The organism is Demequina pilifera, from assembly GCF_048814985.1.
In the GTDB taxonomy this organism is placed as follows: Bacteria; Actinomycetota; Actinomycetes; order Actinomycetales; family Demequinaceae; genus Demequina.
Map to the genome: position 1 here is coordinate 270790 of NZ_JBMDTW010000004.1, position 26906 is coordinate 297695.

General features: G+C 66.7%; 27 protein-coding genes. 1 reads left to right on the forward strand and 26 read right to left on the reverse strand.

The genetic code is table 11. The features are described from left to right. Positions 1–3 precede the first annotated feature (3 nt). The 16 genes from metK to ACNI14_RS09160 form a co-directional block, all read right to left on the reverse strand. Positions 4–1173 carry a methionine adenosyltransferase gene (metK, locus tag ACNI14_RS09085; RefSeq protein ID WP_420519680.1) on the reverse strand — a complete coding sequence of 390 codons (1170 nt, stop codon included), beginning with the start codon at positions 1171–1173 and terminating at the stop codon, positions 4–6. After that, complete coding sequence (locus tag ACNI14_RS09090) at positions 1170–2681, reverse strand: HNH endonuclease signature motif containing protein (RefSeq protein ID WP_420519681.1); 1512 nt, start codon at positions 2679–2681, stop codon at positions 1170–1172. The genes metK and ACNI14_RS09090 overlap by 4 nt, the downstream gene beginning before the upstream one ends. Positions 2682–2749: 68 nt before the next feature. Next, positions 2750–3979 carry a bifunctional phosphopantothenoylcysteine decarboxylase/phosphopantothenate--cysteine ligase CoaBC gene (gene coaBC / locus ACNI14_RS09095; RefSeq protein WP_420519682.1) on the reverse strand — a complete coding sequence of 410 codons (1230 nt, stop codon included), beginning with the start codon at positions 3977–3979 and terminating at the stop codon, positions 2750–2752. Positions 3980–3989: 10 nt separating this feature from the next. Further along, a complete protein-coding gene (gene rpoZ / locus ACNI14_RS09100) occupies positions 3990–4256 on the reverse strand; it encodes a DNA-directed RNA polymerase subunit omega (RefSeq protein WP_420519683.1) in 267 nt (88 codons plus the stop codon). A gap of 225 nt (positions 4257–4481) precedes the next feature. After that, positions 4482–5036: a guanylate kinase gene (gmk, locus tag ACNI14_RS09105; protein ID WP_420519684.1), complete on the reverse strand. Its 555-nt coding sequence runs from the start codon at positions 5034–5036 to the stop codon at positions 4482–4484. Beyond that, the gene (gene mihF, locus ACNI14_RS09110) at positions 5033–5347 is read right to left on the reverse strand and encodes an integration host factor, actinobacterial type (RefSeq protein WP_420519685.1); all 315 of its coding nucleotides are present in this window, start codon (positions 5345–5347) and stop codon (positions 5033–5035) included. The genes gmk and mihF overlap by 4 nt, the downstream gene beginning before the upstream one ends. 26 nt (positions 5348–5373) lie before the next feature. Continuing rightward, a complete protein-coding gene (gene pyrF / locus ACNI14_RS09115; RefSeq protein ID WP_420519687.1) occupies positions 5374–6216 on the reverse strand; it encodes an orotidine-5'-phosphate decarboxylase in 843 nt (280 codons plus the stop codon). A 47-nt stretch (positions 6217–6263) separates the two neighbouring features. Further along, complete coding sequence (carB, locus tag ACNI14_RS09120; RefSeq protein WP_420519688.1) at positions 6264–9593, reverse strand: carbamoyl-phosphate synthase large subunit; 3330 nt, start codon at positions 9591–9593, stop codon at positions 6264–6266. A gap of 2 nt (positions 9594–9595) precedes the next feature. Then, positions 9596–10741 (reverse strand): glutamine-hydrolyzing carbamoyl-phosphate synthase small subunit, encoded by a 1146-nt coding sequence (carA, locus tag ACNI14_RS09125; protein ID WP_420519689.1) that lies wholly within the window; start codon positions 10739–10741, stop codon positions 9596–9598. Next, complete coding sequence (locus ACNI14_RS09130; RefSeq protein WP_420519858.1) at positions 10738–12039, reverse strand: dihydroorotase; 1302 nt, start codon at positions 12037–12039, stop codon at positions 10738–10740. Before ACNI14_RS09130 ends, carA begins: the two co-directional genes overlap by 4 nt. 26 nt (positions 12040–12065) lie before the next feature. Continuing rightward, on the reverse strand, positions 12066–13028 hold the full coding sequence (locus ACNI14_RS09135) for an aspartate carbamoyltransferase catalytic subunit (protein WP_420519690.1): 963 nt from the start codon (positions 13026–13028) through the stop codon (positions 12066–12068). Further along, positions 13025–13591, reverse strand: coding sequence for a bifunctional pyr operon transcriptional regulator/uracil phosphoribosyltransferase PyrR (gene pyrR / locus ACNI14_RS09140; RefSeq protein WP_420519691.1), 567 nt, complete (start codon positions 13589–13591; stop codon positions 13025–13027). Before pyrR ends, ACNI14_RS09135 begins: the two co-directional genes overlap by 4 nt. 92 nt (positions 13592–13683) lie before the next feature. Further along, complete coding sequence (locus ACNI14_RS09145; RefSeq protein WP_420519692.1) at positions 13684–14058, reverse strand: YrhK family protein; 375 nt, start codon at positions 14056–14058, stop codon at positions 13684–13686. After that, positions 14055–14498 carry a transcription antitermination factor NusB gene (gene nusB, locus ACNI14_RS09150; protein WP_420519693.1) on the reverse strand — a complete coding sequence of 148 codons (444 nt, stop codon included), beginning with the start codon at positions 14496–14498 and terminating at the stop codon, positions 14055–14057. Before nusB ends, ACNI14_RS09145 begins: the two co-directional genes overlap by 4 nt. Then, positions 14498–15061 carry an elongation factor P gene (gene efp, locus ACNI14_RS09155; RefSeq protein ID WP_420519694.1) on the reverse strand — a complete coding sequence of 188 codons (564 nt, stop codon included), beginning with the start codon at positions 15059–15061 and terminating at the stop codon, positions 14498–14500. The genes nusB and efp overlap by 1 nt, the downstream gene beginning before the upstream one ends. Before the next feature lie 69 nt (positions 15062–15130). Continuing rightward, complete coding sequence (locus ACNI14_RS09160) at positions 15131–15574, reverse strand: type II 3-dehydroquinate dehydratase (protein WP_420519695.1); 444 nt, start codon at positions 15572–15574, stop codon at positions 15131–15133. Between the two features lie 60 nt (positions 15575–15634). On the opposite strand from ACNI14_RS09160, the gene ACNI14_RS09165 reads away from it, so the two are divergent. Further along, entirely contained in the window at positions 15635–17536 is a 1902-nt protein-coding gene (locus tag ACNI14_RS09165) for a phosphatidylglycerol lysyltransferase domain-containing protein (protein WP_420519696.1), read from the forward strand. Here the strand turns inward: ACNI14_RS09165 and aroB are convergent. The 10 genes from aroB to ACNI14_RS09215 form a co-directional block, all read right to left on the reverse strand. Next, the gene (aroB, locus tag ACNI14_RS09170; RefSeq protein ID WP_420519697.1) at positions 17515–18603 is read right to left on the reverse strand and encodes a 3-dehydroquinate synthase; all 1089 of its coding nucleotides are present in this window, start codon (positions 18601–18603) and stop codon (positions 17515–17517) included. The genes ACNI14_RS09165 and aroB overlap by 22 nt on opposite strands. Further along, positions 18600–19106 carry a shikimate kinase gene (locus ACNI14_RS09175; protein WP_420519698.1) on the reverse strand — a complete coding sequence of 169 codons (507 nt, stop codon included), beginning with the start codon at positions 19104–19106 and terminating at the stop codon, positions 18600–18602. The genes aroB and ACNI14_RS09175 overlap by 4 nt, the downstream gene beginning before the upstream one ends. Positions 19107–19123: 17 nt before the next feature. Continuing rightward, positions 19124–20308, reverse strand: a complete 1185-nt coding sequence (gene aroC, locus ACNI14_RS09180; RefSeq protein WP_420519699.1) for a chorismate synthase — start codon at positions 20306–20308, stop codon at positions 19124–19126. Positions 20309–20413: 105 nt separating this feature from the next. Then, positions 20414–21229 (reverse strand): hypothetical protein, encoded by an 816-nt coding sequence (locus ACNI14_RS09185; protein WP_420519700.1) that lies wholly within the window; start codon positions 21227–21229, stop codon positions 20414–20416. A 1-nt stretch (position 21230) separates the two neighbouring features. After that, positions 21231–22001: a PilN family protein gene (locus tag ACNI14_RS09190; RefSeq protein WP_420519701.1), complete on the reverse strand. Its 771-nt coding sequence runs from the start codon at positions 21999–22001 to the stop codon at positions 21231–21233. Beyond that, a complete protein-coding gene (gene pilM, locus ACNI14_RS09195) occupies positions 21998–23056 on the reverse strand; it encodes a type IV pilus assembly protein PilM (RefSeq protein ID WP_420519702.1) in 1059 nt (352 codons plus the stop codon). Before pilM ends, ACNI14_RS09190 begins: the two co-directional genes overlap by 4 nt. A 61-nt stretch (positions 23057–23117) precedes the next feature. Further along, complete coding sequence (locus ACNI14_RS09200; protein WP_420519703.1) at positions 23118–23903, reverse strand: prepilin peptidase; 786 nt, start codon at positions 23901–23903, stop codon at positions 23118–23120. An 18-nt stretch (positions 23904–23921) separates the two neighbouring features. Continuing rightward, the gene (locus tag ACNI14_RS09205) at positions 23922–25700 is read right to left on the reverse strand and encodes a hypothetical protein (protein WP_420519704.1); all 1779 of its coding nucleotides are present in this window, start codon (positions 25698–25700) and stop codon (positions 23922–23924) included. Positions 25701–25777: 77 nt separating this feature from the next. Continuing rightward, complete coding sequence (locus ACNI14_RS09210) at positions 25778–26380, reverse strand: PulJ/GspJ family protein (RefSeq protein WP_420519705.1); 603 nt, start codon at positions 26378–26380, stop codon at positions 25778–25780. A gap of 2 nt (positions 26381–26382) precedes the next feature. Further along, on the reverse strand, positions 26383–26814 hold the full coding sequence (locus ACNI14_RS09215) for a prepilin-type N-terminal cleavage/methylation domain-containing protein (protein WP_420519706.1): 432 nt from the start codon (positions 26812–26814) through the stop codon (positions 26383–26385). Positions 26815–26906: the final 92 nt, after the last annotated feature.

The following is a 26906-nucleotide window of genomic DNA, read 5'->3' on the forward strand; positions in this document are numbered from 1 at the left end:
CGGTCACGCACACGCGTCGGCGAGAGCCTGGGCCCTGTCCGTGCGCTCCCACGTGAAGTCCGCGAGCTCGCGCCCGAAGTGGCCGTAGGCGGCGGTCTGGCGATAGATGGGGCGGCGCAGGTCGAGAGCGTCGATGATGGCCGTGGGACGGAGGTCGAAGACCTCGCGGATCGCCTGGACGATCCGGTCGGGCGCGACCGTCTCGGTGCCGAACGTCTCGACGTAGAGGCCCACGGGGCTCGCCGTGCCGATCGCGTAGGCCACCTGCACCTCGCAGCGGTCGGCGAGACCGGCGGCGACCACGTTCTTGGCCACCCATCGCATCGCGTAGGTCGCGGACCGGTCCACCTTCGAGGGGTCCTTGCCGGAGAAGGCTCCGCCGCCGTGGCGGGCCATGCCGCCGTACGTGTCGACGATCACCTTGCGGCCCGTCAGACCGGCGTCTCCCTTGGGCCCACCGATCTCGAACTTGCCGGTCGGGTTGATGAGCGAGCGGTGTCCGGTGGCGTCGAGTTCGAAGCCGGACAGCACCGGGGCGATCACCTCGGCCTCGACGGCCGCGCGGAGGTCGGTCATGTCCATGCCCTCGGCGTGCTGGGTCGACACCACCACGGTGTCCACCGTGCGTGCGATGTCCCCGTCGTAGCCGATGGTCACCTGGGCCTTGCCGTCCGGGCGCAAGCCCTCGACGATGTTCTCGCGGCGCACCTGGGCGAGCCGCTGCGTGAGCCGATGGGCGATCGCGATGGGCAGCGGCATGAGCTCGGGGGTGTCGCGGCATGCGTAGCCGAACATGAGGCCCTGGTCGCCCGCGCCCAGCTCAGCGTCCGCCGAGTCCGTGGCGCGGCCGACGCCCTGCCAGATGTCGGGACTCTGCTCGCCGATCGACACCGAGACGCCGCACGAGTCGCCATCGAAGCCCGAGGACGACGATGTGTAGCCGATCCCGGTCACGACCTCGCGGATCGTGCCGGGGATGTCCACGTATGCCTCCGTGGTGACCTCGCCGGCCACGTGCACGAGACCCGTGGTGACCATGGTCTCGACCGCGACGCGCGAGAGCGGGTCCTGGCGGAGCATCTCGTCGAGGATCGCGTCGGAGACCTGATCGCAGATCTTGTCGGGGTGGCCCTCGGTCACGGATTCGGAGGTGAACAGTCGCAGATTCTTCACGCGAGCAAGCCTAACGGCGCGCGGAACGTGTCATCGGCCGAGCTTCCCTCTCTCTCGAGCCACTCCCGATGTTCGTGTTCCCACCGTCGGACCATGGCTTCGTCCTGGGCGGTGATGGGTGGCCAGTCGAGTTCGGGTGGTGGCGGGACCTGAACGTCCAGCGCCGCCGATCCGCCTGGGCACGGAGTTCTCCCCGGATCAATGCTCGGCGGTGGGATGAACGACACCGACGACCTGGTCGCCACGATCTCCCAGCCTTGGTTGTGAATATCGTGATGACACCTCGTGCACAACATCACCCCGTTATCCAGATCCGTCACGCCACCGTGCATCCACCACTGAATGTGATGAGCTTCGCAGTGCTGCGGTGGTGCATGACACTTCGCACACCCCCCATCCCGATGAAGCAACGCGATCCGTTGCTCGTCGGTGAACAGCCGCTCCTCAACCCCCTGATCCAACACCTCGCTATCGCTACCGAGTACCTGCGGAATGATCCCCGCATCCCCCGACAAACGCCTGAGCTCACCGACAGACACGGGCTGATCGATCCCATCGATACTGCCCACCCCCTGGCCACTCATCAGACCCGACTGGCTCATCCGCACGACGAGACTCGTCCGCACCCCGGACTTCTCCGTCTTCGTGCAACCCAAACAATGCCGGGCGAGCTCGAACAACGCATCAGCCCGCATCTGGCCCACAGTTCGGGTATCAGAGCTCTTCTTGCGACCCTTGCGGCGCACATCCCTGGTGGTCATCTGCGCCAACACATTGATGATCGGCGCCGCCGTGACCGCGTCCATCTCTCCATGGATCACGACCTTGCCCTCGTGGTCCTCCTTCCACCACAGATACCGATCCTCATGGTGCTGCCGCTCACGCGCCTTCAAGCCCTCCTGGTCCGCGTTCGCGACCGCGCGGACCACCATCTTCCGCACATCGTGAGCGGACATCGACACCGCGCGCGACACCAAACGCTCCTCCAACTGAGCCAACGCTGCGTCGTCAAGCCGTCCCGCCAACTTCTTCAACCCACCGACAATCAGGCTGGCAGCGTCCACCGACAACTCCCCCGCCACCGACGCCGCCGCCACCGCCGGATACTTGGGTCGCGGAGCCGGCGCCGGCGCTGGCTCATCAAGCAAGCCCACCGGCCCATCGGTCGGCGGCGTCACTGGAACGAAGGCCTCCCCCGCCTCCATCGACTTCTGCGCACCGGCCTGCGTGCCCCCACGGACCTTCGACAACAACGTCTTCGCGTTCCCATGACCCTCACGCCTGGCCAGACCCCCGCCAGGCAGATCCGGGGACGACCGCCGCGCGATCTCACCCGCGCATCGGGAACTGAGCGCCTGCACCAGACGCTCCAACGTCGCGATCGCACCGTTCAGCCCCAGCAGCTCATCCTTGGACAGACCCGAGACATCGCGAGACGCGAGCTCACCCACCAGGGCACTCACCCGCTCCACCTGCGCCGCCTCCACGACGGCCGCCTCATCAGCCATAGGAACAGTCAAACATCAGGGTCTGACATCGCCGCCAGCGCCCATTTACCAGGCAGGATATGACAGCGCTACGGGGCAGGAAGGCGCTTTACGATCGCGTCCAGCACCGCTCCGGCGACGGCGAGCTTGGACCCGCCCGCCTCGGCCACGGGCGCACCAGCAGCGTCGAGCATCGTCACCGAGTTGTCGGAGGCACCGAAGCCCAGGCCGTCCCCCACTTGGTTCACCACCAGCAGGTCCGCGCCCTTGCGCCGGGCCTTGGCCGCGCCGTGCTCGAGCACCGAGCCGGCATCGTCGCCGGTCTCGGCCGCGAAGCCCACCACGACCTGCCCAGGCGCCCGCGACGCCACCAGGCCGGCCAGCACATCGGGCGTCTGCACCAGCTCGAGGGTCATCCCAGCGGAGCCGTCCTTCTTGAGCTTGCTCGCAGAAGCCGACGCCGGGCGGAAGTCCGCGACCGCGGCCGCCATGACCACCGCATCGGCCGCAGGAGCGAGCTCGCCCACCGCCCGCTCCAACTCCTCAGCCGAGGACACGTCGACGCGCGAGATCCCCTCGCCGAGCGGGAGCGTCACGTTTGCGGCCACCACAGTCACCTCGGCGCCCCGCTCGCGCGCGGCCTCGGCGATGGCGAAGCCCTGCAGGCCAGTCGAGTGATTGCCCAGGTATCGCACGGCGTCGATGGGCTCGCGCGTGCCACCGGCGGTCACGAGCACGCGGCGGCCGGCCAGGTCTCCCCACGGCAAGGACGCATCCGTCAGCGACAGCCCCTCGCCGCGCGCCACGCCATACAGCGCCGACACGAGGTCGTCAGGCTCGGGCAGCCGCCCGGGCCCGGAATCGGGACCGGTCAGCCGCCCCACCGCGGGCTCGATCACGTGAATGCCTCGCTCCCGCAGAGCGGCCACATTCGCCCGCGTCGCGGGGTCGTTCCACATCTCGGTGTGCATCGCGGGCGCGACCACCACAGGGGCCTCGGTCGCGAGCAGAGCGTTCCCCAGCAGATCGCGCGCCGCGCCAGAAGCCATCTGCGACAGGAAGTCGGCGGTCGCCGGTGCGACCAGCACCACATCGGCGCTCTGCCCCAGGCGCACATGCGCCACCGACGGAACGTCCTCGAACGTCTCGGTGGGCGCTGGGTGGCCGGACAGCGCCTCCCACGTCGCGCGCCCCACGAAGTTGAGGGACGCGGCGGTGGGCGCCACCCTCACGGAGTGGCCGTCCTCGACCAGGCGACGCAGCACGAGCGCGACCTTGTAGGCCGCGATCCCGCCGGTCACGCCCAGGAGGACGCGCATGGGTGTGCTGCTACTCGGAGTCGCGGCCGAGGTCCAGCAGCGTGCCGGCGTTGATCTCGCGCAGCGCGACGGACAGCGGCTTGTCGGTCGAATCGGCCTCGACCAGCGGGCCGACGTTCTCGAAGTGGCCCTCGCCCAGAGCCTCGTAGTACGCGTTGATCTGACGAGCGCGCTTGGAGCTGTAGATCACGAGGGCGTACTTCGAGTCCACCTTCTCCAGCAGCTCGTCGATGGGCGGGTTGGTGATGCCCTCGGGCTGTGCCACAGTTCCGGCCACGATCACTCCAAAGAATTGATTAACGGGAAAGTCCGGCTACGAGTCTACCGCGCATGCGCAAGGGCGGGGCTCAGGCCGCGCCCGGCAGCCGGCCCCTGCACCGTTCGATACCCGCCCTGGGTGGGATTTCGGATGTCGCGCGCTTGTGGATACCCGTCACGGTAGTTCTCATACGGCCGATGCGCGGGCCGGCTCGACACGCCCGCGCCACAAGGCCGGGCCCGCTCAGGCCGCGTCCAGCACCAGCTCCTCGAGCTGGCTCACGGCCGTGTCGAGATCGTCGTTGACGATGATCCGGTCGAACTCCTTGGACGCCGCCATCTCGATCTTGGCGGTGAGCAGGCGCCGCTCGCGCTCCAGGTCGTCCTCAGTGCCGCGCCCCACGAGCCGGCGCACCAACTCCTCCATCGACGGCGGCTCGATGAACACGTACAGCGCCTCAGGCATCGCCGCACGCACCTGGCGCGCACCCTGCAGGTCGATCTCCAGCAACGACGGCACTCCGGCCGTCAGGTGCTCGTCGACGGGTCCGCGCGGCGTCCCGTATCGATGCTTGCCGTGCACCGTCGCCCACTCCAGCAGGTCGCCTCGCTCGATCATGCCCGAGAACTCCGTCTCGGACACGAAGTGATAGTGCTCGCCGTCGACCTCGCCCGGGCGCGCCGGACGGGTGGTCGCGGACACCGAGACCCAGATGTCGGGACTCCGCTCACGCAACGCCCGCACCAGCGTGCCCTTGCCGACGGCAGTGGGGCCCGCCAGCACGACGAGTCGCGTCACCGATGCTCGCGTTCGACGAGGGACTCGATCTGGTGCGTTCCGAGGCCCCGGATGCGGCGGGCCTGTGAGATCCCGATCTCCTCCATCGCGGTCTCCGCACGCTTGGGCCCGATGCCGGGGAGGCACTGGAGCAGGTCCCGCACCCTGATCCCGGCGAGGGCCTCGTCACTCTTGGCGCGGGTGATCGCCTCCTGAAGCGTCATCTCTCCGCGGGCCAGCTCCTCCTTGAAGACACGTCGTGCACTGCGCACCGCCGTCGCCTTCACGAGGGCCGCCGCACGCTGCTCTTCTGATAGTTCAGGTGTCGCCACGACCCCTCCTTCCTCGCGCTTAAGGCTCACGCCCTGAGCGCGTCATGGGCTGCTCCGGCGGCTGCCTGGATGGCGCCGCGCAGCTTCTCTGCGAAGGGCCCCGCCGACAGGACCCCTCTGGATTGATTGACGAGTACCAGCGGTGACGCGTTCCCGAAGGTGGTCGCGACATCCGTCGGTTCGGCACCCTGCGCGCCCACTCCTGGCGCGAGGATCGGGCCGTTCAGCCCGTCGAGGTCGATGCCGAGCTCCGACATCGCCGAACCCACCGTCGCCCCGACGACGAGTCCCACATCTCCCATGGGCTTCACGCCCGCGTTGCGCTGGGCGGCCTCGCGCACCATGGCGCCCGCGACGGACTCGCCGTCGGCCGATCGCGCATGCTGCACGGAGGCACCCTCAGGGTTCGAGGTGAGCGCCAGCACGAACACGCCTTTGCCGTGCTCCTGCGCGAGCGCCAGCGCGGGCTCGAGCGCCCCAAATCCCAGGTACGGCGACAGCGTCAGCGCGTCGCACTCGAGCGGCGCGCCGGCACGCAGGAACGCGTCCGCATAGCCGGCCATGGTCGAGCCGATGTCGCCCCGCTTCGCATCCAGGATCGTGAGCAGGTCCTGCTCCCGCGCCCGGCTCATCACGTCCTCGAGGGCCGCAATGCCGCGCGCGCCATGGCGCTCGAAGAACGCGATGTTCGGCTTCACGGCCGCCGCGGTGTCGTGAGCGGCGGCCACGACGGTCTCGCCGAAGGCCACCAGGCCCTCGGGAGTATCGTCCAGGCCCCACGCCTCGAGCAGTTCGGGGTGGGGGTCGATGCCGACGCAGAGCGGGCCAAGCCGCTCCATCGCATCGGCAAGCCTGTACCCGAACCGCATGTGGTGCTCCTTCCGAACGATTCGCGCCTCTGAGCGATTTTGCACCTCTAGGCCATGCTACCTGCGATGACGTTTCGCGCACGGTCGCCGGCGGCATCCTGCAGGCTCAGGACGTCGAACGGCCCCAGGCGAAGCGCCTCGATCGCGAGCACCGCCGCCGCCAGCTGCTGCGTGGTGGTGACGATGGCGGCATCGGCCGCCGTCGCGGCGGCCCGGATCTCGTAGCCGTCCGCACGCGCGCCCTGACCCGACGGGGTGTTGATCACGAGCGGCACCTGGCCCTCGTTCACCAGGTCCACGATGGTCGGCTCGCCGTTGGGACCACGGCCCTCGAAGTACTTGCGGACCACCGTGGCGGGGATGCCGTGGCGCCCCAGGACCTGCGCGGTGCCGGCCGTCGCGAGGATCTCGAAGCCCAGCTGGTGCAGCCGCGCCACAGGGAACACGATCGAGCGCTTGTCGCGGTCGGCGACCGACACGAAGGCCTTGCCGCCGGTGGGCAGTCCGCCGAAGGCCGCCGCCTGCGACTTCGCGAATGCCAGCGGGAACGTGGCGTCGAAGCCCATCACCTCGCCCGTCGATCGCATCTCCGGGCCCAGCACCGAGTCGACCACCAGACCGTGATCCGTGCGGAACCGCTTGAACGGCAGCACCGCCTCCTTGACCGCGATGCGCTGCGTCATGTCGATGTGCGCCGCGTCCTGCTCGGGCAGCACTCCGTCCGCCTTCAGCTCGGCGATGGTCGCACCGGTCATGATCAGCGATGCGGCCGATGCGAGGGGCACCCCGGTCGCCTTCGCCACGAAGGGCACGGTGCGGCTTGCGCGCGGATTCGCCTCGAGCACGTAGAGCACGTCCGAGACGAGCGCGAACTGCACGTTCATGAGTCCGTGCACGCCGATGCCTCGGGCCAGGCCCTCGGTCGAGCGGCGGATCCTCTCGAGCTCGTCGAGCGACAGCGTCACGGGAGGCAGCACGCACGCGGAGTCGCCCGAGTGGATGCCGGCCTCCTCGATGTGCTCCATCACGCCGCCGAGGTACAGCTCCTCGCCGTCGAACAGCGCGTCGACGTCGATCTCGATCGCATCGTCCAGGAACTTGTCGATCAGCAGCGGCGCCGTCGTGACGTGGTCGCCCACGCCCGCCATGCGCGTGCCGTAGTCCTCGAGCTGGGCCCGGTCGAACACGATCTCCATGCCGCGTCCGCCCAGCACGTAGGACGGGCGCACCAGCACGGGGTAGCCGATCCGCTCGGCGATCTCGACGGCCTGCTCGATGCCGTGGGCCGTGCCGTACGCGGGCGCGGGGAGATCGGCCGCGTCGAGCACGCGGCCAAAGGCCGCGCGGTCCTCCGCGTTGTCGATCGCCTCAGGCGACGTGCCGAGGATCGGCACCCCCGCATCGGACAGGCGCTGGGCCAGGCTGAGCGGGGTCTGCCCGCCGAGCTGCACGATCATGCCCTTGATGGGGCCGGCGGCCTTCTCCGCCTCGTACACCGCCATGACGTCCTCGAACGTGAGCGGCTCGAAGTACAGCCGGTTCGCGGTGTCGTAGTCGGTCGAGACCGTCTCCGGGTTGCAGTTGACCATCACGGTCTCGTACTCGTCCTTGAGGCTCATCGCGGCGTGCACGCACGAGTAGTCGAACTCGATGCCCTGACCGATCCGGTTCGGCCCGGAGCCGAGGATGATGACGGCCTCGCGCTCGCGCGGCGACACCTCGTCCTCGGAGTCGTACGAGCTGTAGTGGTAAGGGGTGCGGGCCTCGAACTCGGCCGCGCACGTGTCGACGGTCTTGAACACGGGCTGCACGCCCAGCTCGGCGCGCGCGGAGAACACGTCCTCGACACTCAGCCCGCGCAGCGCCGCAATCTGGGTGTCGGCGAGCCCGTGACGCTTGGCGTCGCGCAGCACCTCGGCGGTGAGCTCCGGCGCGTGAGCGACGTCGTGGGCCACCTCGTTCATCAGCAGCATCTGGTCCAGGAACCACCGGTCGATCCGGCAGGCCTGGTAGACCTGCTCGACGTCGCAGTGGCCGGCGCGCACCGCGCGCAGCAGCTGCTGGACCTGGATGAACCGCTTCTCCGTGGGAGTGCGCACCGCCTCGAGCAGCTCGTCGACGGCCTCCCCCGACGGGACGCCGCCGTCCCAGTGGAAGTTCATGCTCTGCTTGTCGATGGACCTGAGCGCCTTGCCGAGCGCCTCCGTGAAGCTGCGGCCGATGCTCATCGCCTCGCCCACCGACTTCATGGTGGTGGTGAGGACCGGGTCCGCGGCCGGGAACTTCTCGAACGCGAAGCGCGGCACCTTCACGACCACATAGTCCAGCGTGGGCTCGAAGCTCGCGGGGGTCGAGCCGGTGATGTCGTTCGGAATCTCGTCCAGCGTGTAGCCGATGGCGAGGCGCGCGGCGATCTTGGCGATCGGGAAGCCCGTCGCCTTGGACGCCAGCGCCGAGGACCGCGACACGCGCGGGTTCATCTCGATGACGATCAGCCGGCCGGTCTCGGGCTCGACCGCGAACTGCACGTTGCAGCCGCCGGTGTCGACGCCCACCTCGCGGATGATCGCGATGCCGACGTCGCGCATGTGCTGATACTCGCGGTCCGTGAGGGTCAGCGCGGGCGCCACCGTGACGGAGTCGCCGGTGTGGACGCCCACGGGGTCCACGTTCTCGATCGAGCACACCACCACGACGTTGTCGTGCTTGTCGCGCATGAGCTCGAGCTCGAACTCCTTCCAGCCGAGGATGGACTCCTCGAGGAGCACCTCGGTGGTGGGCGAATAGTGCAGGCCGGCGCCCGCGATGCGGCGCAGGTCCTCCGGGGTGTACGCGAAGCCGGAGCCCAGTCCGCCCATGGTGAAGGACGGGCGCACCACCACGGGGTAGCTCAGGTCCTCGGCAGCGGCGAGGCACTCGTCCATCGTGTGGCAGATCCGCGACCGCGCGGACTCGGCGCCGCAGCGCTCCACGACTCCCTTGAACAGCTCGCGGTTCTCCCCCAGGTTGATCGCCTCGAGGTTGGCACCGATGAGCTCGACGCCGTACTTGTCGAGCACGCCCGCGGCGTGGGCGTCGATCGCCGCGTTGAGCGCCGTCTGTCCGCCCAGGGTGGGCAGCAGGGCGTCCGGGCGCTCCTTCTCGATGATCGCCTCGATCACGTCGGTGGTGATGGGCTCCACGTACGTGGCGTCCGCGAACTCGGGGTCGGTCATGATGGTGGCCGGGTTCGAGTTCAACAGCACCACTCGCACGCCCTCCGCCTTGAGGACGCGGCACGCCTGCGTGCCGGAGTAGTCGAACTCGCAGGCCTGACCGATGACGATCGGACCCGAGCCGATGACCAGCACCGACTTAATGTCGTCGCGCTTGGGCATTCTCAGCGCGCTCCCTTCATGACGGAGATGAATCTGTCGAACAGGTGCGCGGCGTCGTGCGGACCCGCGGCGGCCTCCGGGTGGTACTGGACAGAGAAGGCGGGGATGTCGAGGCACTCGAGGCCCTCGACCACGTCGTCGTTGAGGCACACGTGCGACACCTTCACGTGGCCGTAGCCCGCGGGCGACACTGACTCGCCGTCCAGCGGGGCGTCGACGGCGAAGCCGTGGTTGTGGGCCGAGATCTCCACGCGGCCGGTGGTGCGGTCCATGACGGGCTGGTTGATCCCGCGGTGGCCGAACGGCAGCTTGTAGGTGCCGTACCCGAGCGCGCGGCCCAGGATCTGGTTGCCGAAGCAGATGCCGAAGAACGGCACCTTCGCGTCCAGGACCGTGCGCAGCACGCCCACGGCGCGCTCGGCGGCCGCCGGGTCGCCGGGGCCGTTGGAGAAGAACACGCCGTCCGGCTGCGTGGCGAGCACCTGGTCCGCGGTCCACGTGGACGGCACCACCGTGACGCGGATGCCGCGCTGCGCCATCATCTCCGGCGTCATGGCCTTGATGCCGAGGTCCACGGCCACCACGTTCGCAATGGTCTCGACACCCTCGGGCGGCTCCACCGCGTAGCTCTCGGGGATGGTGACCTCGTCCGCGAGGTGAGCGCCGGTCATCTCGGCACCTGCGCGCACGCGCGCCACCAGCTCCTCGGTGCCGACCTGTACGCCACCGGGCGCGAGGGCATCGCCCGAGAAGATGCCCGCGCGCATCACGCCCTCGCGCAGAATCCTGGTCAGCTGGCGGGTGTCGATCCCCGAGATCCCCACGATTCCCTGGGCCTCGAGGTCGTCGTCGAGAGTGCGCTTGGCGCGCCAGTTGGAGGACATGCGGGAGGGATCGCGCACCACATAGCCGGCGACCCAGATCTGACGGGACTCGTTGTCCTCGTCGTTGACGCCGGTGTTGCCGATGTGCGGGGCCGTCATCACCACGATCTGGCGGTGGTAGCTCGGGTCCGTGAGCGTCTCCTGGTAGCCGGTCATGCCGGTGTTGAAGACGATCTCGCCCAGGGTCTGGCCAAGAGCGCCATACGCGGCGCCCTCGAACGTGCGGCCATCCTCGAGGACGAGGATCGCAGGGATGCGGGTCACGCGGGTGCTCCTTCGGTACTGGTGGCGATCAGGCGTGCATCGAGGTGCGTGGGGGTGCCGCGCAAGAACGTGGCGACGGCACGCCCGGGAAGCTCGATCCCGCCGAACGGTGAGTTGTTGGACCGGCTCGCGGTCGCGGTGGGGTTCACGGTCCACGCGTCTGAGGGGTTCACGAGGGTGACGTTGGCCGGCTCGCCTGCGGCGAGCGGGCGTCCGTGGGCATCCTCATCGCGGCCGATGCGCGCGGGGCTTTCGCTCAGCACGCGGGCGACATCGCGCCAGGACAGCGCGCCGGTGTCGACCATGGTCTTCTGCACGATTCCCAGGGCGGTCTCGAGTCCGATCATGCCCATCGCTGCGGCGCCCCACTCGCAGTCCTTGTCCTCGTCCGGGTGAGGGGCGTGATCCGTGGCCACGATGTCAATGGTGCCGTCCGCGAGTCCCGCGCGCAGCGCGTCCACGTCCGCCTGCGTGCGCAGCGGCGGGTTGACCTTGAATCGCGGGTCGTAGGTGCGGGCGTTCTCGTCGGTCAGCAGCAGGTGGTGCGGCATCACCTCAGCAGTGACGTCGATCCCCCGGGCCTTCGCCCACCGGACGATCTCGACCGATCCGGCGGTCGACAGGTGGCAGATGTGCACGCGCGAGCCCACGTGGCCCGCGAGCAGCACGTCGCGGGCGATGATCGACTCCTCGGCGACCGGCGGCCAGCCCGCGAGCCCCAGCTCCGCGGAGACCAGGCCCTCGTTCATCTGGGCGCCCTCGGTCAGGCGCGGATCCTGCGCATGCTGCGCGACCACTCCCCCGAAGGTCTTCACGTATTCCAGGGCGCGGCGCATGAGCAGCGGGTCGTGCACGCACTTGCCGTCGTCGGAGAACACGCGCACCTTCGCGCGGCTGCCGGCCATCGCCGCCATCTCGGACAGCTGCGTGCCGCCCAAACCCACGGTCACGGCGCCCACGGGATAGACGTCCACCAGTCCCACCTCGCGGCCGCGGCTCCACACCTGCTCGACCACGCCGGCGGTGTCCGCCGTCGGGGTGGTGTTGGCCATGGCGTGCACCGCGGTGAAGCCACCGGTCGCCGCCGAGCGCGATCCGGTCGCGATGGTCTCCGCGTCCTCGCGGCCGGGCTCGCGCAGGTGAGTGTGCAGGTCGACCAGGCCGGGAAGGGCGACCAGGCCCGAACCGTCGATGCGCACCGCCCCGGCGGGTGCATCGGCCGCAGACAATGACGCGATGACGCCGCCGGACAGGACGAGGTCGGCGGTGGTGTCCCCATACAGCGACACGTTCTCGATGACGTGCGCGCGTGCGGTCGTGGATGTCACTGGTGCGCCTCCTCTCCGGCAAGCAGCAGATACAGGGCGGCCATGCGCACGGCGACGCCGTTGCTGACCTGTTCGACGATGACGGAGCGAGGCGAGTCCGCGGCCTCCGCGGAGATCTCCAGCCCGCGGTTCATCGGCCCCGGGTGCAGCACGATCGCGTGGTCGGGCATGCGCCGCAGCCGGTCCCCGTCGAGACCAAAGAGCCTGGTGTACTCCTCGGGGCTCGGGAAGAACCCCGATCCTCCGCCGGTCATCCTCTCACGCTGGACGCGCAGCATCATGATCGCGTCGAGCTCGTGATGGTCCAGCGCGTCGTCGAGCGTGTAGTGCACCGAGATGTCGTCCCGGTCGGTCATGCCGTAGGGCAGCAGCGTGGGCGGGGCGACCACCACGACGTTCGCTCCGAGGGTCTTCAGCAACGGGATATTGGAGCCGGCCACGCGCGAGTGCAGGATGTCCCCCACGATCGCGACCGTGAGCCCGTCGAGCGCCTTGCCCGTCGGGTCGTCGACGAGGTGGCGGCGCATGGTGAAGGTGTCGAGCAGCGCCTGGGTGGGGTGCTGGTGGGTGCCGTCGCCCGCGTTCAGCACCGGGCCGTGCATCCAGCCCGAGTGCGCGAGCCGCTCCGCGGCGCCGGACGCCCAATGCCGGATCACCACCGCATCGGCCCCCATGGCCTGGAGGGTGAGCGCGGTGTCCTTGAGCGACTCGCCCTTGGACAGGCTCGAGCCCTTTGCGGAGAAGTTGATGACGTCCGCGCTCAGCCGCTTGGCGGCGGCCTCGAAGCTGATGCGCGTGCGCGTGGAGTCCTCGAAGAACAGGTTGACCACGGTCTTGCCGCGCAGCGTGGGGAGCTTGCGCATCTCGCGCTCCTGCGTCGCGGCCATCTGGGCGGAGGTGTCGAGGATCTGGATGGCCTCCTCGCGGGACATGGAGCCGGTGCCGAGCAGATGCCTCACGCGGTCGCTCCCTGTCCTTGAAGACGCTGTCCGGAGATCAGGACCTCGTCGACGTCGTCGATCTCGCTCAGGTGGACGTGCACGCGCTCGGACTTGGACGTCGGCAGGTTCTTGCCCACAAAGTCGGCGCGGATGGGGAGCTCGCGGTGGCCACGGTCCACCAGCACCGCGAGCTGGACGGCGCGGGGGCGGCCCAGGTCCTTGACGGCGTCGAGGGCAGCGCGGATGGTGCGGCCGGTGTGGAACACGTCGTCGACCAGCACCACGGTGCGGTCGTCGATCCCCTCGGACGGCAGCGTGGTCTCGCCGATGGGGCGAGTGGGCTGGCGGTGAAGGTCGTCGCGATACATGGTGATGTCGAGAGCACCCGTGCGGGCGGCTGCGTCGAATCCGGCCTCTACCTGGCCGATGCGCTCGGCGAGCCGGTGCGCGAGCGGCACTCCGCGCGTGGGGATGCCCAGCAGCACCAAGGATTCGTGGCCCTCGTTGCGTTCGAGGATCTCGTGGGCGATGCGCGTGAGGGCCCGGCCGATGTCGGGGGCGCCTAGAACGGTCCCAGTCATCTGGCGACCTCCTTCCCCGCCTCTCTGGACGGTCATTAAAGGATGGTGACAGTGGTGATGAGCCTACCTCAGCGTGAGGGGCCTCGCGGCTCCTACTTGTCGATGTCGGGTCGGTAGATGCGGGGGCGTGACTTCATGTAGCCGCCACCCGCGTGGATGCGCCGCTCAAGACGGAAGAACGCGCGCGCCAGCAGCTGCGTCGACCCGGCCAGGTAGAGATAGAGCGGCCAGTCACCACCGGTGTCGAGCACGTTCATGATCGACCCCACGAGGAACCACAGCCCCGTCATGATGTCGTTGAGAATCGACGCCGCCTCCCAGCGGCTCTCGACATCGATCTGCAAGCGGCCCACGCGGATGCTCAGGTCTCCGGCGGGTTCCTCGAAGGCCGGGTGCGCCGAGGGCTCGCTCTGCTCAGCCCGCTCGTCATGGGGCTCGTCTGGTGCGGCGCCGTGCGGGGCGGTCACTCTGTCGCCATCCCCTCCGCACTGTTGGTGCCGAGCGCGGGCGCCTCACGAGCAATCCGACCGAGCACGCCGTTGATGAACCGCGGCGAATCGTCGGTGCTGAGGTCGCGCGCCAGCTCGACGGCCTCGTCGATGGCCACCGCCACGGAGACGTCGTCGTTGCTCAGGATCTCCCAGGCGGCGATGCGCAGCAGGTTGCGGTCCACGGACGGCATGCGCTTCATGGGCCAGTCGGGGCTCGCGTCCGCGATGATCGATTCGAGCTCGCGCCACTGCGACACCACCCCGCGGACGATCTCCACGGAGTAGTCGGGCAGCGGGGTCTCGCGCCCGGACTCCATGAGCCTCGACGTGAGCGCATCGCCCACGTTCATGCCGCGCTGCTCGGCCTCGAAGAGGACGTCGAGAGCGCGCTTGCGGGCCTTGGTGCGGGCTGACACTAGTCGGTCACGCGTCCGAGGTAGTCGCCCGAGCTGGTGTTGACCTTGACGCGGGTGCCCTGCTCGAGGAACAGCGGCACCTGGATCTCCTTGCCGGTCTCGAGCGTCGCGGGCTTGGTGCCGCCCGACGAGCGGTCGCCCTGCAGCCCGGGCTCGGTGTAGGTCACCTCGAGAACTACGGAGGCGGGCAGCTCGAGGAAGATCGGATTGCCGTTGTGCGAGCCGATGGTGGCCTTCTCGCTCTCAAGCAGGTAGTCGGTGGCGTCGCCCATCACGGCCTCGCTGACCGTGACCTGGTCGAACGTGTTGGGGTCCATGAAGACGTAACCCGTTCCGTCGCTGTAGAGGTACTGCATGTCGCGGCGGTCGACGGTCTCGAACTCGACCTTGGTGCCGGCGTTGAAGGTCTTGTCGACGGTCTTGCCGGTCATCACGTTCTTCATCTTGGTGCGGACGAATGCGCCGCCCTTGCCTGGCTTGACGTGCTGGAAGTCGATGATGGTCCAGAGGTTGCCGTCGAGGTTCAGCACGGAGCCGTTCTTGATGTCGTTCGAGGTCGCCACGGGGTGTCCTTAAGTTCGGTGCGTCATCTGGGTACGTTTCCGCGCCGAGCGCGGAGGCCGTCGTCGATTCTAGTGCACACGTGCGGCGACGGCCTCGAGACCCAGGCGGTACGAGTCGGTGCCAAATCCCGCAATGGTGCCAGTCGCGACCCCAGAGACCACCGAGGTCTGGCGGAAGTCCTCGCGCGCGTGCGGGTTGGTCAGGTGCACCTCGACGAGCGCCAGCCCAGCCGAGGACACGAGCGCGCACGCGTCCCGCAGTGCGTACGAGTAGTGAGTGAAGGCAGCGGGGTTGAGCACCACGGACCAGCCGTTATCGACGGCCTCGTGCATCCAGCCCACCATCGTGGCCTCGTCGTCGCTCTGGCGCACCACTGGCTCAAGGCCCAGGTCGCTCCCCCACTGCATGCACAGCGCGGCCAGCTCGTCGTGAGTGGTGGTGCCGTACTTCTCGGGCTCGCGTGTGCCGAGCCGGGAGAGGTTAGGGCCGTTGGCGATCAGGACGGTCGTCATGGTTCCCAGGCTAATGGCGCGCCCTCGTTTGGCCGCTGAACGCGCCCATATACTGCGACGATGCGTTGGCGAAGCCCCCTCTCCCATCTTCCAGCCCGGACGTGGTGGGGCCTGGCTGTCGTTCTCGCAGCGGGTGTGTTCGGCGCCCTCGGGGGAACGCCAGCGGTAGCGATCGCGGTTCTCCTGGTCCTTTCCTCAGTATCGCTCGCCCAGTGGTGGGGCGCGGCAGCCGGCATCGGGGCAAGCGTCCTGATCTGGGCCACTCTCACCTTCCTGGTGGCAGTGCTCGCTCCGTACCTCTCGATCCCCTTCCGGCCTTCGTACTTGGCGGTGGTCGGCGGCGCATCAGCGTTCGCGCTGCTGCGCATTCCTACGCAGCCGCGCCAGGACCCACGATCTCGCGTTCCGCTCCGTGCGCTAGGTGCCTCGTTCGCCGGGGCGGTCGCGTGGTTGGCGGGCCTTGTCGTCGCCGCAATGAACCCGTCGGGTTCAGCCGTGTCCTGGGCCGTCCATGACGACAGCAGTCTCGATATATGGGCGACGATGCGGAATCTCAGAGACGACGGTCTCGACACCCTGAACATCGACAATCCACGGCCACTCGAGCACGTGTTGACGACCGCCTTCGTGCCTTCGAGGACCATCGTCGACGGAAGCGGAGAGTCGCTGAGCGATCTGCTCATCGCGCATGCATCGAACTGGGCGATCGCGATCGTTGTCGGCACTGTGCTGGCGGGGCTGATTGCGTCACATCTCGTTCGGGGCGTGGTGCGGGATGAATCTCCTGCGGTATGGATCGCAGCCGCGCTTGGTTCTTTGGCCATTCTTGCGGGGCCCGCGACAGGGTTCTTCCTGTTCCGCGGCCAAATCAACGGGAGCCTGACGATGACGCTGCTCTTCGCGTGTATCGCCATCGCTATGGCAGCCGCGCGCAACCCACGGGCCGCATTCCAACTCCAGGTCATCGGAGCGACCCTTATCGTGCTGATGTGGACGCCCTTCGCTGCGGTTCCGGGGGCGATCGGCATTGCGCTCGCCATTCGGTACCGCACGTCGATTCTGACTCGAGATCACCTGCTCTCGCCCCGACTGGTGATTGTCGGCGGATTCGCACTGTGGAACGTCGTCCTCTTCTCCAGCAGTCAGTTGATTGGTCTGGCTGGCGCCGACCAGGGCCGGCGCCAAGCAGCCGTCTCAGTGGACACATATCTCCCTGCGCCGATGTCGTGGTGGGTGTTCGCAATCTTCACGATCCTCGTCCTCGCCGCGATTGCCCTTCTATGGAAGCGCGCCGCCCTCGCGGCGACAGTGCTAGCCACCACCCTCGCCGGTGTGGTGATTGGGGGCGCGCCACTGTTCGCAGCGCGCGGTGGCTTCACAGGAGCACTTGAGTACTACCCGTCGCGCTACGTGCACATGGCCGAGGTGATGTTAGCGCCCATCGCCATCGGAGCACTGTGTGCCTTGCTCGCGGTCGGAGCATGGGCCCTGAGAACTGTGTCAGTGGCCTGTGCAGCCGGCGTCGTCGCGTCAGCCATCATTGCTGACGTGCCCGAGCAGGTTCAGAAGTGGAGACCGGTGCCCCTGCTCGTCGCCTCAGGTGACTACTACGGGCCCGACGATGCGGTGTTCCACCGAATCGTCGAGTATGCGGACTATCCGCGACTCCGAGTGCCGTGGCACATGGACGAGCCGTTCGACGATTCCGTACGGAGGATGCTGTCCGTCGAACTCAGTGACCTGCCCAGTACTTGGAATACTCAGATGCGGTCTGCTCTTCGCAATCGAATCGACGATGAGCCCGAGCGCATCTGCGAGATCGCTGCGGCCTCGAAGCGGCCCGTCACAATCGTGACCCGTGATCGAGATCTACCTGATGTGGTGGCCAAGCAGTGCGAATCCACCTTGCTCGACCGTGTCGAATGGGTGCACTCCGAACCTCACCGAGAAACGGCGTCGTAGGCGCCGGCAAGCAGCACCGGGTCTGGTCCCTCGAGACGGACGGGATTGCCGATGCCCTGAAGAATTACGAACCGGAGCATGTCTCCCCGAGTCTTCTTGTCACGCTTCATCGCCGTGAGCAACGCATCCCAGCGGTTGCCCGGGTACGTCACAGGAAGACCCAGCCCGGTGAGGATGCTGCGGTGGCGGTCCACTGACCCATCGTCGAGCTTGCCCGCCAGCCTCGCCAACTCTGCCACGAACACCATGCCCACGGACACGGCTGCTCCGTGACGCCACTGGTAGCGCTCCGTGTACTCGATGGCATGGCCGAAAGTGTGGCCGTAGTTGAGGATCTCGCGCAGGTGCGATTCCTTGAGGTCTGCGGCAACCACGTCGGCCTTGACCTGGATCTTGCGGGCGACCAGCTCTTCGAGCACGGTCATCGCGGGCTCGTCGAGCGTCTCCGCGGTGAGCGCGGCGGTCTCCCTCTCGACGATGTCGAGGATCTCGGTGTCGCGGATGAATCCACCCTTGACCACCTCCGCCAGGCCGGCCACGCGGTCGTTCGCCGGCAGGGTCCGCAGGAAGTCCGTGTCGCACCACACGGCGGCGGGCTCGTGGAACGAACCCACGAGGTTCTTGCCCTCAGTGGTGTTGATCCCGGTCTTGCCGCCCACCGCGGCGTCGACCATGGCGAGCACCGTCGTGGGAATCTGTACCGCGGCCACGCCGCGCAGCCACGTTGCGGCGACGAAGCCCGCGAGGTCCGTGACCGCACCCCCGCCCAGGCCCATCACCACGTCGGAGCGCGTGAAATCAGAGCTTCCCAGCACCCGCCAGCAGAAGGCGGCCACCTCGGCGGTCTTGCCCTCCTCGGCGTCGGGAACCTCGGCGAGCACCGGAGTGCGTCCGCTGGCTTCGACGAGTCCGCGCAGCTCGTCCGCGCGGTCGCGCAGCGGCGCCGAGTGCACGATCAACACCCGGGAGGCCATCCCCGGCAAGGCGTCCACGGCCGCCGGGAGCAATCCACGGCCCACGGTGACGTCGTACGGTGCGGAGGTGGCGACGGTGATGACTGCGCTCAACGGTGGTCCTCCAGTTCGGCGATCGCGCGGGCGACGTGGTCGGGGTTCAGGTCGTCAGTCACGACCGTGGTGGTCGCGAGGCGCTCGTAGATGGGACGGCGCGCTTCCATCAGCGCCTTCCACTGCTGGCGCGGGTTGCTGTTAAGCAGCGGTCGCGCACGGTTGAGGCCCACGCGCGGGGCTGCCTTTGCGAGAGAGACGTCGAGAAAGACCACCTGGGCACCATTGGCAGCGTGCTGCGCAAGCAGCTCCTGGGTGTCGGCGTCGAGAATCGCACCGCCGCCCAGCGACAGCACCCCGTCATGCTCTGCAAGTGCGGCGGCAACGGCCTGCTTCTCAAGGGCGCGGAACGCGGCCTCCCCGTCGTCGAGGAAGATGTCGGAGATGGATTTGCCTGCCTGCTCGGCGACATCCAGATCCGTGTCACGCCAGGGAATCCCCAGGTTGCGCCCCAGTCGCTTACCCACTGATGACTTGCCCGACCCGGGCGGGCCGATCAGCACAATGCGCGGAGACGTCATCACCGCAGGTGCTCGGGTATGGCGGCCTGGTAGCTCTCGATGTTGCGGCGCACCTCTCCCACGGAGTCGCCGCCGAACTTCTCGAGCAGCGCATCGGCCAGAGTCAGAGCGACCATCGCCTGCGCGACCACTGCTGCCGGTGCGACCGCGCACACGTCGCTGCGCTGGTGAATCGCCTTGGCGGCCTCGCCGGACTCGGTGTCGATCGTGTCGAGCGCCCGCGGCACAGTGCTGATGGGCTTCATCGCGGCACTCACCCGCAGCGGCTCGCCGTTGGTCATACCGCCCTCGAGTCCACCTGCCCGGTTCGTGCGACGCGTGACTCCCCCGTCGCTGTACTCGATCTCATCGTGCGCCTGAGATCCTCGACGGGCCGCGGTGCGGAACCCGTCGCCGACCTCGACGCCCTTGATCGCCTGAATGCCCATGAGCGCGCCCGCGAGGCGCGAGTCAAGCCGTCGGTCCCAGTGGACGTGACTGCCGAGGCCCACGGGAACGCCATAGGCAACCACTTCAACGACGCCGCCCAGGGTGTCGCCGTCGCTCTGGCACTGGTCGATCTCGGCCACCATGCGCGCCGAGGTCTCGGCGTGGAAGCAGCGGATCGGATCCTCGTCGAGCTGCGGAGTCGCACCCGCCGGGGGCAGCGGGGCGTCCTCCGGGACACGCACGTCGCCCACCTGCGTGGTGTGAGCCACGATCTTAATGCCGGCCGTCTGCTCGAGGAACTTCTCGGCCACCAGGCCCAGCGCGACGCGCGCGGCGGTCTCACGGGCCGAGGCACGCTCGAGCACCGGGCGGGCATCGTCGAAGTCGTACTTGGTCATGCCGACCAGATCGGCGTGGCCGGGACGGGGACGAGTCAGTGCAGCAGCACGGGCGCCGGTGAGCTCGCTCCGATCCACGGGATCCGGGCTCATCACGGTCTCCCACTTGGGCCACTCCGTGTTGGCGACCTGGATCGCGACCGGCCCACCCTGCGACACACCGTGGCGGACGCCGCCCAGCAGCGTCACCTGGTCCTTCTCGAACGACATGCGGGCCCCGCGGCCGTAGCCGAGCCGACGTCGTGCCAGTGCGTCCTGCACATCAGCGCTGGTGAACTCCACCCCCGCCGGCAGTCCCTCGAGAGTGCCGACCAGTGCCGGTCCGTGTGATTCGCCTGCGGTAAGCCATCTGAGCATGGCGTTCATTCTGCCAGAGCTGGGGCGGCTCGCTCTCACCGCTAGAGAGACGCGGAAGGGGGCCGGGCATAATGCTCGGCCCCCTCACCTACGTATCTGTGATTGCTAGTTCGCGCCCGGCTGATCCGGTGCGTCCTCGATCGCAGTGAAGGGTGACTCACCGCCCAACGAAGCGTCCTCTAGGACCTCCTCGTCGATGATCGTCGGGTCAGGATTGAGCATGTAGACGAATCCCGAGATGTCGATCGTCAAGTCCCCATCGCTCGCATCGCTTACGCCGGAGAGCGACGATGATTCCTCTGGCCGAGCCGTCTCGGTGACGTCGTAGACCTGGAAAAGTGGTGCCTCGGGGTCTTGAATCTGCTGAAAGAAATCGAGCATCTCACTCGGCGTTCCGGCCAGACTGAAACTCAGGGTGATCCCGGTGATCCCATCGGCGACGGCGGCCGCCTCACCGACGGGTGCAGCTGGAGCCGTGTACTCCTCGCCCTCTGGCAAATGCACAGGCCCCGTCTGGAACAGGGTCGCCACCTGGGTCGACATCAACCCAGCGGGCTCTTGCGGCCACCCCTCGACGGCCGTCTCCCCGCCCTCCTCATAGGTGACGATCTCGAGGCCCGCGTCTTTGATCGCCGAGTCAAGGCGAGCGCGGAACGAGGGCATGTCCCACACCGACGGCGCGTTCTGGGCGATTGGCTCAGTAAGGTCTGGAAGTGCGTCCAGCGTTGCCTGATACTCGTCGAGCCTCGCTGACGTGGCGTCGATAGCTGCAATGTTCGTCTCGACTTCATCAACGAGACCTGACACCCTCGACGCTTCATCCACTTGTGGCTTAATTGCGAGGAACCACCCGAGCGCAACGAGGATCAGAATCAGCACTACCGTGATCGCCACTATTGGCGCATACCTCGAGTTCAGCATGTCAGCCCTCTCCCTCGGTAGACGTTGCGGCAGGTGTCGGCTCCGGTGTAGGTGTCGGTTCGACCGGCTCGCCCCCTGCGCCAGCAATGCGGGTTGGGTCGAGCCCGGTGATCCCTTCCTCCGGCACGAGCCTTCCGGTTAGGCGCAGCTCAGTGATGAGGGCACTGCCGCTCACTCCCCAGTAGGTGGCACCGCCGTCATCTGCATACTGTTCGGCCGTGCCGCGGGCTTTCGCGATGCCAGGGACGGATTCAATCCGCGCGATGAGATCGGTCGCATCTGCGTAGGAAGTAGTTCGAGCCTCGAATGTCAGCGCACCAACGCCACCCCCGTAGAACCCCTCTTGCGGTGACCCGAGGCCAAGAGCGCTCGGCCCCAGGAACTGTATCGAGTCGAAACTCGCTTCAGTGTTGGCAGTGCTGAGCACGGCAGCAGACAATTGCCCGTAGTCGATCTCGCCGAACCCAATCTGCGCGAGCGTGTACTCCTGCTCCTCACGCATAAGGGTATTGGTGTGGACCGCCACCTTCCCGTCCCGCTCAGCGAGGGCAACCTGCTGATCTCCACGGGCGCTCTCGAGATCGTTCTGCGCCATGGACTTGGCGCCCAGCGCCAGCACGTAGCCGGCAACAATCACTCCGATAGCGATCAGCACCGCAAGCAGAGCGGCCACCTGCACGGCGCGCATCTGGCGCTTCTCTGCGAATTCCCTTGGAAGCAAGTTGACTTGAGGAAGCCCAGGACTCCCGACCCTCTTTGCCAATTCGTTCACGAGGCACCTCCCATGGCGAGCCCGACCACTGTGGCGAGTTCGGCCTCACGGCCAGCCAGGCTCGCGGCGTCAACCTTCTTGCCCACCGCGGAACCGGCGAAAGGATCGCCGATCATAACGGGAAGGCGTGTGGCGCTAGATAGAGCTTGGCCGAAACCACTGAGGTAGGCGCCACCGCCAGTGAGCACGATGCGCTCGGCACCCGCGCCGGGGTTCGAGCTAGCAAAGTAAACAAGGGTGTTGCGAATCGAGTCCACCAGGGGACCCATCACGTGCGCGACGGCATCCGCGACGGGGCGCTGCTCTGGCCCGACATTGGCGTTCATCCCAATCTGACGCTTAAGAGCTTCGGCGTCTACGGATGTCCCTTTGAAGGCGCTTGCAACGGCCTTGGTAGCGTCCAAGCCTCCTTGAGGCAGCACGCGCACCAATCGAGGCCTGCTTTGCTGCGAAACAATCACCTTGGTGGATACAGCGCCGACATCGACGAGAGCGACGTTGGCGTTCATCAGCTCTCCGCGGCATCCCGAACGCCACAGGGCGAATGCGGCGTGGTCGACATGCGCCAACCCGACTCCAGCGCCTTCCATCGCCCTGATCACTCCGCGCACGAGGTCGCGCGGCGACGCTACCAAAAGCCCTCGCAGCAGTGTTCCACCCTGTCCCTCAATCTCCTGGGTCGGGTAGAAGTCGAGTAACGCGTCGTCGATGGCCATCGGCAGCGAGTCCTGCACGTGGAACGCGAGCGAGGCGCGCACCTTGTCAATTGGCTGGGACGGCACATCGACCTCACGCACCATGACGCTTGGGTGACCCACAGCGATCGTCGCCTTCTTGGCATTCACCTTGGCCGCGCTCACGGCCTCTTTGACCACTCCCGCGAAGACACCAGGCTCCTCGATCTCGCCATCACGCAGCACGCCCGCCGGGATGGGCCGTTCGGCGTATGCCGTCAGCGTGGCACCGTCACGCGGATCGTTGCCACCACGCATTTCTACCTCGGCGACGCGCACGGTTGCTGCACCGATGTCGATTGCTACCGATCTTGTGGCCACGGTCCTACCTCCCTCGCTTGTCCACATCGCCTATCGGCAAGTGCTCTGCTTTGCTCAACCCTCATGTGAGACCCACCACTTCCAAGTACCAGTTCGCGACCAATGGACCGATAACCACTCCGGTCCAGGCACCCAAGAGCATCCACGGCCCAAATGGAATCGACACTCCGCGTCGACGGCGCTGCAGAATCATCACACCGATCCCGATGACGGAACCCCAGACGAACGCGGCAAATCCGCCAACAGCGAGTTGCGCCCAACCCAAACTGCCAAGGGTCGCCCCTAACACGGGTGCCAACTTGACGTCACCAAGTCCCATGCCACGCGGGTAGGCCAGAAACGCGACGAAGTAGAACAGCCCTAGCGCGGCCGCACCGATCGCCGCTCGCCACACCACCCACACTTCGCCTTCGCTGATAGCGAAACCGCAGATGCCCGCTACTACCAGGAGCGCGAACGGCGCAACGATCCGATCCGGCAGACGCCGGGTCTCGAAGTCGATCGAACTGAGCACAATGGAGAAGAACGCAAGCACGAGCAGGAGCGGCAATACCCAAGCCAGACCCACGGCCGCGCCCACAACTCCGAACGCGATAGCCATGACTGCCTCATTAACGGGGTAGCGCGCGCTGATGGGCGCGCCACAGTCTGCACATCGGCCGCGCAGCCATAGCCAACCAACCACCGGCACGTTGTGCCGAGCGCGCACCCTTGCACCGCAGGCCGGGCATGCGCTAGGGGGAGCGACTACCGATTCGCCTCGAGGCACTCGGTAGATCACTACGTTGGAAAAGGATCCGAGCATCAGCCCCAACAGCGCGCAGAAGAATCCGACGAACACGTCCATGCAACCTGACCCTGCCGCTTAGCCGTGCAGGTCGAAGCGTGAGAGCAGCGTCATGTCCGCAATAGCAGTGGGGTCGGCGGTGGCATCCGAAAGCGAGGGCACAGGGATCTGATTCATCTTGATCTCGGTCGCGTTAGGCATGTTCACCTTGCCCGCGTAGATCTGTCCAGTGAAGGGCTCGGACCCCCCACCCAGGTCCGTGCCGTTGCTCCAGTTGAAGGTGCAAGGCGTGTACCACAGCAGGTTGATGCTCCACACCTTCAACTTGTCGACATCGATGTTGCCTGCGGGGCTGGTACACGACGGCGTTGTCTGACCGCTCGCCGCGGCACTCCAGGTCACTCCAGGTGCGTCTCCAGGAACGATCCAGTGAATGTCCCGTCGCTGCGAGAGGTCATCACTGTAAACCTTATGCAGATTCTGAGTGTAGAAGCCAGTGTTCGACACCATGGCGACATCACTATGGATGTTGAGCTGGTCGTTGCTGTTGAAGTGGACGGGCCCAGTGCAGTCCTCGAAGATGATGAGCCTTCCGCCTTCGGAGTCAAGGTCATCGGTCAGAATGTCCTTCGGGTCGTTGCCCGAGCACTTGTTGCTGTATCGCTCAACGTGGGTGTAACCGGCCGCCTGCCACATGAGGATGTCAGCCTCTGTCATCGTGATGATGGGCAGTTGCTCTCTCGGTGGCGCCTGGATGTTGGCTGGATAACCCACCGAAGCCGGGAACGCCTCGGCGGGGTTGGGAACACCCGGGAAACTACTCGGACTGTTGGGAGTAACCGATCCGGCTACCGAAACGCGGTCCGTATTGATGGTGCCACCGGCTCGCGCGTAGCCGCCGATCGTGTTGCCGTTGTTCTGGCCATCGATATTGCCTTGAGTGGAGACCGCATCACGGCCAACTGAGGAGCCATTCTGAAAGTACAGGTCGCCACGGCCGTACGCACTGCCCCCGATAGAGCCCTGATTGTCCATCGTAATTGCACCTGTGCGGGCGAACGCATTGCGCAAGATGCCGCCGCCTTGCGATAGACGGCCCGCATTGAAGATGCCGCCGTTGGTGAGCGCAGACCCGCCGATGTAGGAGTTGCTGTTCTCCAGCCTGATGCCCCACGTCGCGGAAGATGCCGCGTAGGCGTTGCCCGCGATCGAGCTCTGGGAGGACAGCTTGATGGTGCCCGAGGCCCAGACCGAGTTGCCGATCTCGCACGTATTCTGAATGTCGACGTCGCCCTGCGCGGCGTAGATGGAACCACCTGTATCCACCTGTGTCATGCAGGTGACCCCACCGTTGGAGTACACATGGGCGTCATTCTCGCCGTCTTCGCTCTCATATAGCTTCGAGTTATTCGTAATGGTGGTCGACGCTTCAGAAAAGATTGCCTTGTCGAGCAGCTGCTCCGGGGGAATCGGCATGAGGTTCGCAACTGCAGTTCTCACGACGGGCTCGCCGTCGGGGATCAAGGCTGACGTAGTTGCCGTCGACTCAATGCGGAGCATCTGCGTCATATCCCCCGGCGACGGGCAAGGCACCTCGAGGATGGTGCCAGATCGGTCGACGGTGTACGTGGTGGTCACCTGAACGTCGTCATTGTTCACTGTAAAACTGTTGCCACACACCGTGCCGAGCTCGTCGAACTGCAGGCCTTCCAGCATGTCGAGAGTGAGATCGATACCAGCGTCCGCGCTCTGAAGGGCGGCCAAACGCTCGCGGCTCTCCAGCGTGTAAGTGGTGTTGTACATCGTCACCACCGCCAATGTGACGGTGATGACTGCGCCGACCAGCATTACTCCCATGACCATCACCATGGCGGCCCCCGAATCGCTTGCGAACCGGGAACGACGCCTGCGCGCTAGGAACTTTGGGAGGAGCATCATTCGCATCCATTCGTGATGTCACTCTGTGGGCGGAGGGTGATGGCCTTATCGAGAATCACAGGCTTTCGTCCCTCCACTGTCTGTGCCTCAAGGGCGATAGTGATCAAGCCACCCTTGCCGTAGGTCTGGTCGGCTGGTCCGAAAGCCCGCGACGCTCCAACCGCAGACATATCTGCACGAGCCACCGGCCACGAGGTCGTCGTAGCGGCTAGTGCCGCGGCGTTTCCTGCACTCAACGCGGCCGAGGTATCGGATTGGTTGGTCGTACGCCGAAGGCTGGCAGAAGCATCGTCAATGAAGTACCCCACGCACTGATCCACGCCCTCGCCAGCGGAGCTTGCAGTACGCGTACGCATGACCAAGAGACTTCCCGTGTCGGATATCGTCGCCGTGCCTGCGTTCCGGAGGTCGCGCTCGAGTTCCGCGAAAGTCAACTGCGCCGAATTGGATGCGTCTGCCATCGCGCCCACCTCGCGTTGCACGGTCAGCATCTGAATAAACAAGGTCGCAGCGATCCCCATCATGAGGATCAACAGGACTGAGTAGACGACTAGTTCGACCAGCGTAAAGCCCTCGTCCCTAGTGCGCGCGTTTTGCACCATCACGCCTCCGGGTCGAACTTGACGAATATGTCCGTCGTGACTTCCGCGACGGGGTTGGTGAGGCTGGGATCAGTGGTCGTTGCCCTTACAGTGACGGTCGCGAGAGTTGGGTCGTCGTGCGGATCGCCAGTCTGGTCGCAAGTTAGTTCGCCCGACAACTCCATCGGCACGCCGCGTCCGTCCTCGAATGCCTCGGCGGGAAGAATCACGCTCGATACAACACCGCAGTCACCGGTGGCTGCCGCGCTGCGCGCACGTTCGATCCGATCCGTCACGAACTCGGAAGCCGATGCGCGAGTTGAGTTCTCCGCGACAGTCGTGATGGCCGTGATGAGAAGCGACAGAATAGCCATCATCAAGATGGCGAGAATGAGCATCGAGACCATAATCTCGGTAAGTCCAAAGCCTTCGTCGTTTCGCCGGTCGTCCATCGTTCTCACCACCCCTCGCTGTCTCACTCTAGTTGCCAGCCTGGCACTCACCTAGATGTGGGTGTGGGGGGGGGGGGGGGGGGGGGGGGGGG